The sequence below is a fragment of the Kineococcus gurbantunggutensis genome, assembly GCF_050871925.1.
In the GTDB taxonomy this organism is placed as follows: Bacteria; Actinomycetota; Actinomycetes; order Actinomycetales; family Kineococcaceae; genus Kineococcus.
Window position 1 is genome coordinate 19,583 of the sequence record NZ_JBJLSG010000049.1, and the last position, 11,450, is coordinate 31,032.

Consider the following 11,450-nt stretch of genomic DNA (forward strand, 5'->3'; position numbering starts at 1 on the left):
GGGTTCAGTCCTTCAGGCCCGCGCCGAGGTCGGCGCCGATGACGTAGCGCTGGAACACCACGAAGATCAGCGCCAGGGGCACCATCGAGATCACCGAGGCGGGCAGCAGCAGCGTCCAGTCGATGTTCTCCGCGCCGACCAGGCTGCGCAGCGCCACCTGGATCGTGTACTTCTCCGGGTCGTTGAGGACGATGAGCGGCCAGATGTAGTCGTTCCAGCGCCACTGGAAGGAGAAGATCGCCAGCGTCAGCAGGATCGGCCTGCTGATCGGCAGCATGATGCGGAAGAAGATGCCGAACTCCCCCGCGCCGTCGATGCGGGCGGCGTGCAGCAGCTCGTCGGGGACGGTCTGGAAGAACTGCCGGAACATGAAGATGCCGGTGGCGGTGACGATGGAGGGCACGACGATGCCGGCGAGGGTGTTGTAGAGGTCGAGCTGGCGCACGACGGCGAACGTCGGGGAGAGGATGACCTCGGTGGGCAGCATCGTGGTGGCGAGGATGCAGACGAACAGCACGCTGAGCCACTTCGCGCGGTACTTCGCCAGCGCGTACCCGGTGGCGGCGCTGACCAGGACGGTCAGCGCGGTGGTGATGGTGGCCACGAGCAGGGTGTTGCCGGCGTAGCGGGCGAAGTCGACGCCGGCCCAGGCGCGCCCGTACCCCTCGGCCGTCCACTCGCGCGGCAGCAGCGAGAGCGGGTAGGTGAACAGCTCGCCGCCCGGCTTGAAGGAGCTCAGCAGGAACCACAGCAGCGGGAAGGCGAAGGCCAGGGCCAACAGCCACAGCGCGGTGGTGGGCAGCACGCTCGCCAGCGCGCCGCGGCGGGCGGTGCCGCGGGAGCGCTGCGGGGCGGGGCCGGTCGCGGGTCGGGCGGGCGCCTCAGGCGTCACGGTTCCTCCTCTTCTCCACCCACAGCTGCAGCAGGGCGATCACCAGGAGGATCACCATGAGCACCATGGACACGGCACTGGCGTAGCCGACCTCGGCCCGCTCGAAACCCGTCTGGTAGATGTACTGGACGATGAGCCGGTTCTCGGTGCCGGGACCACCGCCGTTGAGGGCCTGCACCATCGCGAACTCCTTCATGGAGCCGATGGTGGACAGCAGGACCACGAGCACGGAGGTGGGCGCGATGCTCGGCAGGGTGATGTGCCGGAAGCGCTGCCAGCCGCCGGCGCCGTCGAGCTGGGCCGCCTCGTAGTAGGAGGTGGGCACGTTCTTGATGGCGGCGACGAACAGCAGCATGTTGAACGCCGAGCCGCCCCAGGTGCTGGCCAGCAGGACCACCGCGAGGGCGAGGTCGCCGTCGGAGGACCACGGCACCGCGCCGCCGCCCAGCGAGGTGATGACGAAGTTCACGAAGCCGAAGTTCTCGCCGAACAGCCAGCGCCAGATCACCCCGGCGACGATGGGCGAGACCAGCCACGGCACGAAGAAGACGAACTTCGCGGCGGTGCCGCCGCGGGCGTGGCGGTTCACCAGCAGCACGGCGATGGCCAGGGCCACGACGTAGTGCAGTGGCACCGACAGCGCCGCGTACAGGAAGGTGCGCCCCAGCGAGGAGTAGAAGTCCTCGTCGGCGAGCAGCTCGGAGTAGTTCTCCAGGCCGACGAAGTCGTAGGAGCCGACGCCGCGGTAGTCGGTGAAGGAGTAGAAGACGCCCAGGGCGCCGGGCCAGACGAAGAACAGCAGGAACAGCACGACGGTGGCGCCGGTGAAGACGACCGGCACCCACGGCTGGCGCGGCCGGCGCGCGCGCGGCGCCCGCGTGCCGGCGCGCGGCGCGCCGGCCGGCAGCGGTGCCGCGACGGGCGGCGGCACCGTGCCGGCGGCGGACCGCTCGGACGGGGCGGTCACGCGGACAGGGCCTGGGTCGTGGCCTCCTCGATGCGGCGGATCGTGGTGGCCACGTCCTGCTCGCCGTTGAGGTACTTGACGACCTCGTCCTTGAGCGGCTCGTTCTCCATGCCGCGGTCGGCGTAGCTGTTCTTGATGCTGTCGGTGACCTGCCGGGCGCAGATGTCGTCGGAGGCGGCGATCTCGGCGTTGTACAGCTCGAACGCCTCGGGCCGGGCGGCGTACTGCACCTCCACGTCCTCCACGGCGGGCAGGAACCCGGAGACGGTGGACAGCTCGGCGTAGTTCTCCGCCGTGTAGAGCCAGTCGACGAACTTCTTGGCCTCCTCCTCGACCCCGCTGCCGTCGAAGGCGACGATCCAGTTGGTGCCGAGGTTGGTGGCCTGCACGGGCTGCTTGGGCAGGGGCGCGGAGACCCACTCGAAGTCGGTGACGTTCTGCGTGAAGTCGGTGACCTGCCACACGCCGGAGTAGTAGGCGGCGACCTGCCCGCTCTTGAACAGGGCGCTGGCGTCGTCGCCGGACAGCCACACCGAGGTGGGCACCACCCCGTCGTCGTGCAGCTTCTTGAAGTACTCCAGCGCCGGGGCGGTCTGCTCGTTCATCGTGAACGTGCCGTCGGGGTTCTCCTCCACGCCGCGGCTGCCGAACTCGTAGAGGAACGAGCGCAGCCGGTGCGCGGAGGGGTCGACGACCAGGCCGTACCGGGCGCCGGCGGCCTGCACCTGGCGCAGGTCGGCGACGAACTCGTCCCAGGACCAGGTGTCGTCCACGGTGGTGGGGAAGGCGACGCCGGCGGCGTCGAAGAGCGTCTTGTTGAGGAACAGCCCGACGGCGGTGAGGTCGCTGGGCAGCGCCAGGACCTGGCCGTCCTCGTCCTCGGCCAGGAGGGAGGGCATCACGTTGCGCGAGGTCGCCACGTCCTTGAGGTCCTGCAGCGCGCTCACCCACAGCGGGTCGACGCTGCTGGCGCGGGCCAGGGCGGGCAGGTCGCCGGCCTGCACCGCGTTGCGCAGCTTGGTGACCAGGTCGTCGTAGGGCACGTCGTTGATCTCGACGACGACGCCGGTCTGCTCCTGGTACTTCTTCGCCATGGCGGCGTAGCCGCCGCCCTGGGTGGTGTCGCCGGAGAGGATGAAGCGCAGGGTGGCGGGGCCGTCCCCGCCGGTCCCGCTGGAGCCGCCGCAGGCGCTGAGCGCCGCGGTGGCGGCGGTGGCGATGCCCGCTCCCACCACCGCCCGGCGCGTGAGGGTGCCGCGGTCCGTCGCGCTCGTCGTCGTCACTGGTTCCACGGCCGTCCTCCAGGGGTCGATGTGGCAGCGAGCCGCAGCCCCACTGCTGCGAAGTGGGAGTTGTCTATCAGCGTGATGGGTAACGGTCAACGCTTTCCGCCGATCGTCTTCACCCGGTGTTCACTGCGGCGCAAGGAGGGCCGCGGGAAACCCCGTCGTGGAACTCCCCCGGGCCGGGACTGCCGCTCCGGGGACCCGCGTGGTTTCATGTCGCACTGAGGCAGAACCCGCCCCCGCGACCGGGGAGCAGGAGGGGGGACCGGGTGGCTGTGACCACCGCGAGGACCGCGACCACCAGGACGGTCACCGAGATCAACCGCACCGCGGTGCTGCAGGCGCTGCAGGTGCGCGGGCCGCTGTCGCGGCGCCAGCTCGTCAGCGCCACCGGCCTGAGCCCGGCCACGGTCGAGCGGCTGTGCTCGGCGCTGCTGCGCGAGGGGCTGGTGGCGCGCGCCGGGCTGGACCGCTCCTCCGGGGGCCGCCCCTCGGCGCTGATGCGCTTCGCCGGCGAGTCGCGCCTGGTGGCGGCCGTGGAGGTCACCGCCGCCGGCGCGCGCGGTCAGCTGCGCGACCTGGACGGCGCCACCGTCCACGAGGAGTCCCTGCCCTTCGACCTCGCCGGCGGACCGGGCGGCAGCGCCCCCACCGCCCGCCTGGACGGCACGCTGCGCACGGTCGACGTCCTCGTGGAGCGCGCCGCCGCCTCCGGGCGGCGGCTGCTGGGCGTGGGCCTGAGCGTGCCGGGGGTGGTCAGCGGCGCCGGGGGCACCGTCACCCGCACCGTCGAGCTGGGCTGGCACGAGGTGGCGCTGGGGCAGATCGTGCAGGCGCGCACGGGCCTGCGCACCCGCGTGGAGAACGACGCGAACGCCGTCGCCTACGGCGAGTGGAGCCGCGGCGCGGCCGCCGGCGCGGAGAGCGCCGCGGCCCTGGTCGTCGGCGCGGGCGTCGGCGCCGGGGTCGTCGCCGGCGGCGAGGTGCTGCGCGGGGCCCGCTCCTCGGCCGGGGAGGTCGGCTACCTGCTCACGCGCACGGGGGCGCTGGGCTCCTACTACGCCGACCAGGGCGACCTGGAGCAGCGGCTGGCCGCGGCCCCGGCCGGCGAGCGCCTGGACCTGCTGGCCCTGGCGTGCGCAGCGCTGTGCACGGTGGTCGACCCGCAGGTCCTCGTCCTGGCCGGCGCGCTGGGCGCGGACGCCGAGCACGTGGCCGAGGAGCTGCGCGAGCGGCTGCTGGGGCGCGTGCCCTCGGTGCCGGACCTGGTGGGCGGCGCGCTGGGCGCGGACGCGGCGCTCACCGGCGTCGCCGAGCTGACCGCGCGCGAGGTGCGGGGGCTGACCTACCTTGCGTGAGCACCCCACCGCGACCGCGGCGCCCGCCGCGCCCCCGACCCCCGCCTCCCCCGCGGGCGGGACGCCGCGCTGGGTCGGCGTGGACGTCGGCGGCACCAAGACGCACGTGGCGGCCCTGCGCGAGGGCGGCGAGCGCTCCGACGTCGTCGTGGCCTCCGCGGACTGGCGCCGCGGGGAGCTGTTCGGCGACCCGCGGGGCAACCTGGCGCGCCTGGCGGCGCTCATCACCCGCACCGCCGCGCCCGGGCCGGGCACCACCACCACGGTCGGCGCGCACGGCTGCGACAGCCCCGCCCAGGTCGAGCACGCCGGGCGCGCGCTGGCCGCGCTGCTGCCGGGGCGGGTGCGGGTGGTCAACGACGCGGCGCTGCTGGGACCGGCGGCCGGCGTGGGCGAGTGCCTGCAGCTCGTGCTGGGCACGGGCGCGGTGGCGCTGGGCGCCACCGCCGACGGCCGGCGGGTGCGCGTGGGCGGGCACGGCTGGCTGCTCGACGACCACGGCAGCGCCCCGGGGCTGGTGCGCGAGGCGTTCACCGCGGTGCTGCGCCGCGACGACCGGGGCCTGCCGCTGGACTCCTTCGGGCGCGCGCTGGCCGCGGAGTTCCGCGCGCCGGGGGTGCCGGAGCTGGCGCTGGCGTTCGCGCAGGAGGCCTCGGAGTCGCGCTGGGGCTCGCTGGCCCCGCTGGTGTTCGAGCACGCCGCGGCCGGGGCGCCGACCGCGCGGCGCGCGGTGTCCTCGGCGGTGGCGGCGGTGGTCGAGGGGCTGCAGGCGCTGGTGCGCCGCGGCGCCGCGGGCCGCACGGTGGTCGCGGCGGGCGGCGTGGTCGTCGGGCAGCCGGTGGTGCAGGAGGCGCTGCGCGCGGCGCTGGCCGAGCGTCTGCCGGGCCTGGCGCTGGTGGTGCTGGAGCGGCCGCCGGTGGACGGGGCGCTGGCGCTGTCGCTGTCCTCGTCGCCGCCGTCGCCCTCGCGGGGCTGAGGGGGGCGACGGCCGGTCGGGCCGTGCGTCAGGCGGTGCCGCGGGGGCGGGCCAGCACGGGCCCGCCCCCGCCGCGCTTGGCGCGGTACATCGCGCCGTCGGCGGCGCGCAGCAGGCCGGTGACGTCGCCGGCGTGCTCGGGGGCCAGGGCGGCGCCGACGCTGGCGCCGGTGCGCAGGGTGCGGCCCTCGACCTCGAACGGCTCGCGCAGGCTCAGGTGCACCCGGTGGGCCAGGGCCAGGGCCTGCGCGGCGCCGACCGGCCCGGGCAGCAGGACGGCCAGCTCGTCGCCGCCCAGGCGGGCGGGCAGGGCGCCGGTCGGGGCCAGGCGGCGCAGCCGGTCGGCGACGAGCTGGAGCAGGACGTCGCCGGCGTGGTGGCCCAGGGCGTCGTTGACCTGCTTGAAGCCGTCGAGGTCGACGAGCAGCAGCGCGGCGCCGTCGGCACCGGGCTGCACGGCGTCCTCGATGCCGCGCAGCAGGGCGGCGCGGTTGGCCAGGCCGGTGAGGGCGTCGTGGAAGGCCAGGTGCTCCAGCTCGCGCAGGTGGGCGCGCTCGCCCTCGCGCAGGCGGGCGTTGTCGACGAGGGTCGCGCCGGCCAGCGCCAGGCGGTGGGCGAGGTCGCGGTCGGCGTCGCTCCAGGTGCGCCGGGCGGTGGTGTCGCCGCACAGCACGGCGCCCACCAGGCCGTCGCCGGAGAGCAGGGGCACCGCGGCGAAGGAGAGCAGCCCGAGGGTCTGCACGACCCCGCCGGGGCGCAGGGGCGCGGTGCTGGAGTCCTCGACGAGGTCGCAGCCGCCGTCCACGATGCGCCGCCACGCGGGCGACTCGCTGGCCACGCGCCCGACGAGGGTGCGCGACAGCTCCGCCTCCACCTCGGGGGGCGCGCCCAGGACGAGGACGTGGGTGGCGCGGGTGTCGGCGTCGACGAGGTGCACGGCGGCGACCTCGGTGCGCAGCGCGTCGGCGGTGGCCTGCGCCAGCACGCGCCCGGCGGCCTCCACGCCGGTGGCCCGGCTGCCGCGCTCGAACAGGGTGCGCCCCACGGCGGAGACCCGCTGCTGGTGCTGGGCGGCGGCCGCGGCGTGCAGGGCGGCGGCGAGGTGGTGGGCGACGGTGGCCAGGACGTGCGCGGGCACGCGGGCGGGGGCGCCGCCGCTCAGGCGCAGCACGCCGACGTCGGCGCCGGCGTGGCGCAGGGTGAGCTGGGCGACGGCACCGCCGGGCGCGCAGGGGTCGCCGGCCGTGACGACGACCGGCTGGCCGTCGCCGGTGGCGAGCACGGCGACGTGGCGCACGCGCGCGGCGGCGGCGAGGCGGTGGTGCACGAGCCCGACGAGGTGCTGCAGCGCCGGGGCGTGCTCGCGCGAGGCCTCGGCGAGCTCGGTGAGCAGCGCCTCCAGCGGGTGCACGGGCACGGCGGGGCGCGGGACCGGGCCCGGGGACCGCTGCACCGCCACCACCCCCTGCACCTCGTGCGCGTCGGCCCGCGGGCCGTGGACCCGCTGGGCAGCGGGCACCGCGGTGACCGGTGCACCGGTCATGGTGGCAGCAGCGCGGGGGCGCCGCCCGGCCTTCGGCGCGTTCAGCGGGTGCTCCTCGAGGGGGTCCCGGCCGGCGCGCGCCACGCCTGGGCGACGGTGCGGCGGCTGCGGGGCAGGGGCGTGGCGGTGGGCGCGGGGGTCGGCGCGGCCGTGGGGGCCGGCACCGGGGCGGGGACCGGGACGGGCGCGGTGCCGGGGCGGGGGGCGACGCGCACGGTGGCGGCGGTGCCGGAGACGGCGGTGGCGGTGATCGTGGTGCGCCCGTCGGCGGTGGTGAAGGTGGCCCCGGCGGGCAGCACGAACGGGGCGCCGGCGGCGCGCGGCTCGAGCAGGCGGGCCTTGGCGCCGGCGGTGCTGCCGTCGAGGCGGCGCACGGTCACCCCGGCAGGGATCGGCGCCCAGCCGGTGGCGCCGGTGGCGGTGGTGCCGAAGTACTGCCCGCCCGGGTACAGGGCGGCGTCGCGGCCGCCGCCGGCGCGCAGCTCGACGTAGTAGGTCACCCCGCCGCTGGTGAGCTTGAGGGCCTGCGCGCCGGTGGCCGTGCCGATCGGGGCGAGCGCGGTGGAGGTGGTGGCGGCCGCGTCGACGGCGACCAGCTCGGTGCCGGTGAACCCGGCGAGGCGGTCGCGCTGGGCGGCGCTCATCTCCCCCAGGTGCAGGGTGCGCGAGCCGGCGGCGAAGGCGTTGGCGCCCATGACGTCGAAGAAGTCGCCGTACTCCACGGTGGTGCAGGCGCTCGCGGCGCCGTCGTCGGCGCTGCCGCCGGCGCAGGCGGCGGAGGAGCCGGAGTGGCCCAGGCCGAGGTTGTGGCCGATCTCGTGGGCGACGACGGCGGGGGCGGCGGTGCCGTGGACCCACAGCGCGCGGTCGCGGGCGGCGGGCGAGGCGATCCAGGCCACGCCGGAGAAGGCGCAGCCCACCTTGGGCGTGTGCATCAGCAGGGTGGTGCCGGCGGGCACGGCCACCTTGGCGCGCACGGCCTTCTCCAGGGTGGACAGGTCGCAGGCGGTGGCGGCGGAGGCGGCGACGGCGGCGGTGGTGGGCGCCAGGGCCGTGTAGGTGACGGCGCCGCGGGTCTGGCGGTCGTAGAACCGGCTGACCTCGGCCACGGCGGAGGTCAGGGTGGCGCCGGTGGTGCCGTCGGAGGCGACGCCGGGCACGGTGACGAGCACGGGCAGCACGGGGCGCGGGGCGGTGCTGGTGGCGGCCTTCGTCTCGCGGGCGGCGGAGAGCACCCGGTAGCCCTGCACGTCGCGGCCGGACTCGGCCAGGGCGCGCGGGGCGCGGGTGACGGCGCGCACGGGGGCGCCCAGCCGCGCGGTGACGGTGGTGCCGGTGGGCACGCCGGCCAGGTCCGAGGAGGGCACCCGCACGTCGCCGTCGGCGGTGCGCAGCACGGTGACCTCGACGTCGCGCTCGGCGCGGCCCGCGCCCTCGTGGCCCGCGCCCTCGTGGCCCGCGCCCTCCGCGTGGCCGACCTCGACGACGGCGCGCTGCACCGTGCCGGTGACCTCCTGCGGCGCGGGCGCCGCCGCGGCGCCCTGCGCCAGGCCGAGCACGCCGCCCGCGACGCACACCGCCGCGACCACACCGGTGAACCGCACGCCGACCACCCCTCGCCCCGGCGGGTACCTCCCGCCTCGTCGAGGAGTGCTTCGGGTGCGCGGGGCCGTGACCGGATGGACCGGCGGGGGTGCCCCGGACGGGTGCACGGGGCACCGGTGGTGAGGGTGCGCCGGACGTCCCGGGCGTCGTCGGCGGGCGGGCTCTCCCCCGCCCGGGGGAGCGCGCGGTCAGCTCGGCGCGAACCGGGGCAGGCCCGCGCAGGACCAGCCGGAGTACTCCGCGGGCGCCGGGGCGCGCAGCCGTTCCGTGGACGTGGCCCCGGAGGCCTCCCACGCGCCGTCCACGGAGCGGTACCAGACGGTGGTGCCGACGAGGAGGTCACCGGCGGGGTCGTCGGGGTCGCGGTCGGTGGAGCGCACGGCGAGGTCCCCGGGCGCGGCGCAGGTGATGCTCCGGTTCAGGGCGGCGGAGGCGTCGACGTACCAGCCGTCCGCGCCGCCGGGAGCGGCCTGCTCCTCCAGGCGCCCCGCGCGCCAGGTGAGCACGGTGTTGCGCTCGGCGTGCGCGCCGACGTCGACGAGCACGACGAGCTCGGCGCCGGGGCGGTCGTCGATCGGGTGCGCGCCCACCCACGCGCCGCTGGAGCCCGTCGTGCCGGACGGCACGGGCAGGGTCACCGCCTCGCTCTGCACCCGCACCCGCACCTGGCGGGTGGGCCCGGCACCGGTCAGGGCGACGTCGTCGAGGTCACCGTCGCCGTCGACGTCCACGGCGGCGACGTGCGCGCAGTCCGCGGCGTCCGCGGCGTCCGCGGCGTCCCAGCACACCAGGCGGGCGGCGGCGGCGCCGATGAACGCCGAGCGGTCGGTGCCGGCGGACTCCCAGCGGCGCACGAGGTCCTCGCCGACGCCGCGGGGGCCGGTCAGCAGCGCGACGCGCCCCAGCGGCCCGGCGGCCAGCGCGTCGACCAGGCTGCGCTGCTCGCCGCCGGTGACGACGAGGTCGGTGCGCGGCAGGCCGCGGCGCACGCCCTCCTCGGCCACGGCCAGGGCGGTGCGCCAGCGGTCCGGGCCCGCCACCCGGGCGGGTGCGGGGAACTGCCCGGCCACCTGCTCGCTCACGGCGGCGGCGTCGCCGACGACGGTGGTGGCGGTGACCCCGGCCGAGCGCAGCGCGGCGGCGGTGGCGGTGGCGTCGCCGGTGCCGGGCACCAGGACGAGGGGTTCGCCCAGGCGGGCGGCGGTGCCGCCGGCGGCGAGGGCGTCCACGAGGTGCCCGGGGTGCCCGGAGGCGACCCAGGCGCGGGTGGCGCCGGGTTGCAGCGCGGCCAGGGCCCGGGAGGTGGCGTACCGGTCGGCGCCGCCGACGCGACCGACGGAGGCGACCCCGAGCTCGCGCAGCTGCGCGAGGACCGCCTCGGAGACGGCGGCGCCGTCGCCGACGACGAGCACGGCGGCGGGGCGCTGCGCGCGCAGGTGCTCGGCGGTGGCGGCGGGCAGCGCGTCGCGGGCGGTGAGCAGCAGCGGCGCGGCCAGCCGGCGGGCCAGCGGCCCGGCGGACAGGGCGTCGACGAGGTGGGCGTCCTCCCCGCTGGCCAGGACCACCGCGTCGGCGGCGGGGAACCCGTGGCGGGCGACGGCCACCGCGGTGGCGTACCGGTCGGCGCCGCGCAGCTCGAACGTCCCGTTCCCGGCGTCGGCGCCCGGGTAGGTGCGCCCGCACCCGGGGTGCTGCACCGGCAGGCCGGGTGCGCAGCGGGCCACGACGGTCTCCGCGGGCGCGGCGAGCGCCGGGGCGGGCGCCAGGACCAGCGGTGCCGCGGCCAAGGCGGCGACGGCGGCGGTGACGGCGATGGTGAACAGGCGGGTGGTGAGCGGACGGGTGGTGCGGCGGCGCGCGGTCACGGCGGTGTCCTCCCCGGTGCACGGGTGCCCCCCGCACCCGAGGGCGCCAGCCTGGCACGGCGGCCCGCCCGGCGCGGGGGGTTTTCGCGGGGCGCTCAGCCCAGCGGCGCGCTCACGTCCGGCAGCGGCGCGCGCGGGTCGTCCGCGGACCCGTTCCAGGTCACCGCGTCACCGGGCGGGTTGCCCTCGACGACCTGCGCGTCCCCGGCGCGCAGGTACGGATCGCCCGCGGTGGTGACGTACACCGCGTAGCTGCTGTAGAGCGACTGCGCCCACTCCGTCTCCGAGAGCTGCTCGGCGGTGTTCGTCCACACCTGCACCTGGTCGTCGGCGATGCGCACGGCGGCGTGGGCCAGTTCCTGCCCGGAGGCCTGGTCGTTGAACAGGCCCCCGCGCACGGGCTGGCCCTCCGGGTCGGCGAACAGGTGCAGCACCACGCCGCTGTTCGTCTCGTCGGCGTACCGCTCGTCGAACAGGACGACCAGGGCGCGCGGCACCCCGTCCATCGCGCCGTACGCGGTGCCCAGGTAGGTGAGGCCGTCGCTGCCGGGCACGTGCGGGGTGCCGTCGAGCAGGGAGGCGTAGCTGCGCTGCTCCCAGTCCACGGCGCGCAGCTGCGCGTACGGGTCGGCCTCCGGCGGCGCGGCGCTCGTCGCGCTCGTCGCGGGCGCGGTCGCGGACGCGGTGGCCGGGTCGCTGGTGGACGGGGCGCTCGAGGTGCTCGTCGCCGCGGCGGGTTCGGCGTCGGTGGACGACCCGCACGCGGCGGTGGCGGCCAGGGCGAACGCGGTCAGGACCAGCAGGGGCGTGCGGACGGTGCTCACCCCTCCATCATCGGCGGGGGGGGGGGGGGGGGGGGGGGGGGGGGGGGGGGGGGGGGGGGGGGGGGGGGGGGGGGCGCGCGGGGGCGGGGGCGGGCCGCGGCGAGGCCCCGCCGCCGCGGCCCGTCGGCCGCCCC

At 77.3% G+C, this 11,450-nt stretch carries 9 protein-coding genes; 2 read left to right on the plus strand and 7 right to left on the minus strand.

Translation table 11 applies throughout. The features are described from left to right. Positions 1 to 4 precede the first annotated feature (4 nt). From ACRYR7_RS11390 to ACRYR7_RS11400, 3 genes are read right to left on the minus strand one after another with little or no spacing between them, the layout of a single operon-like run. Complete coding sequence (locus ACRYR7_RS11390) at positions 5 to 892, minus strand: carbohydrate ABC transporter permease (protein WP_432572208.1); 888 nt, start codon at positions 890 to 892, stop codon at positions 5 to 7. Next, positions 882 to 1,823, minus strand: coding sequence for a carbohydrate ABC transporter permease (locus ACRYR7_RS11395; protein WP_432572217.1), 942 nt, complete (start codon positions 1,821 to 1,823; stop codon positions 882 to 884). The genes ACRYR7_RS11390 and ACRYR7_RS11395 overlap by 11 nt, the downstream gene beginning before the upstream one ends. Before the next feature lie 32 nt (positions 1,824 to 1,855). Continuing rightward, positions 1,856 to 3,151, minus strand: coding sequence for an ABC transporter substrate-binding protein (locus ACRYR7_RS11400; protein WP_432572209.1), 1,296 nt, complete (start codon positions 3,149 to 3,151; stop codon positions 1,856 to 1,858). Between the two features lie 263 nt (positions 3,152 to 3,414). Between ACRYR7_RS11400 and ACRYR7_RS11405 the strand changes: the two genes are divergently transcribed. Together ACRYR7_RS11405 and ACRYR7_RS11410 are read left to right on the plus strand one after the other, a co-directional pair. Beyond that, complete coding sequence (locus ACRYR7_RS11405; protein WP_432572210.1) at positions 3,415 to 4,503, plus strand: ROK family protein; 1,089 nt, start codon at positions 3,415 to 3,417, stop codon at positions 4,501 to 4,503. Then, positions 4,496 to 5,479 carry a BadF/BadG/BcrA/BcrD ATPase family protein gene (locus ACRYR7_RS11410; RefSeq protein WP_432572211.1) on the plus strand — a complete coding sequence of 328 codons (984 nt, stop codon included), beginning with the start codon at positions 4,496 to 4,498 and terminating at the stop codon, positions 5,477 to 5,479. Before ACRYR7_RS11405 ends, ACRYR7_RS11410 begins: the two co-directional genes overlap by 8 nt. A 28-nt stretch (positions 5,480 to 5,507) precedes the next feature. On the opposite strand, the gene ACRYR7_RS11415 is transcribed toward ACRYR7_RS11410, so the two are convergent. The 4 genes from ACRYR7_RS11415 to ACRYR7_RS11430 all read right to left on the minus strand — a co-directional run bounded on the left by ACRYR7_RS11415 (position 5,508) and on the right by ACRYR7_RS11430 (position 11,316). Continuing rightward, positions 5,508 to 7,022 (minus strand): diguanylate cyclase domain-containing protein, encoded by a 1,515-nt coding sequence (locus ACRYR7_RS11415; RefSeq protein WP_432572212.1) that lies wholly within the window; start codon positions 7,020 to 7,022, stop codon positions 5,508 to 5,510. Between the two features lie 41 nt (positions 7,023 to 7,063). Beyond that, on the minus strand, positions 7,064 to 8,626 hold the full coding sequence (locus ACRYR7_RS11420) for a reprolysin-like metallopeptidase (protein WP_432572213.1): 1,563 nt from the start codon (positions 8,624 to 8,626) through the stop codon (positions 7,064 to 7,066). Positions 8,627 to 8,815: 189 nt separating this feature from the next. Next, entirely contained in the window at positions 8,816 to 10,492 is a 1,677-nt protein-coding gene (locus ACRYR7_RS11425; RefSeq protein ID WP_432572214.1) for a cell wall-binding repeat-containing protein, read from the minus strand. A gap of 95 nt (positions 10,493 to 10,587) precedes the next feature. Beyond that, the gene (locus tag ACRYR7_RS11430; RefSeq protein WP_432572215.1) at positions 10,588 to 11,316 is read right to left on the minus strand and encodes a hypothetical protein; all 729 of its coding nucleotides are present in this window, start codon (positions 11,314 to 11,316) and stop codon (positions 10,588 to 10,590) included. Positions 11,317 to 11,450: the final 134 nt, after the last annotated feature.

What these genes read in the sequence shown, in the direction of transcription:
- ACRYR7_RS11415 (WP_432572212.1), bottom strand. Translation starts at nt 7,022, where the DNA reads ATGACCGGTGCACCGGTCACCGCGGTGCCCGCTGCCCAGCGGGTCCAC.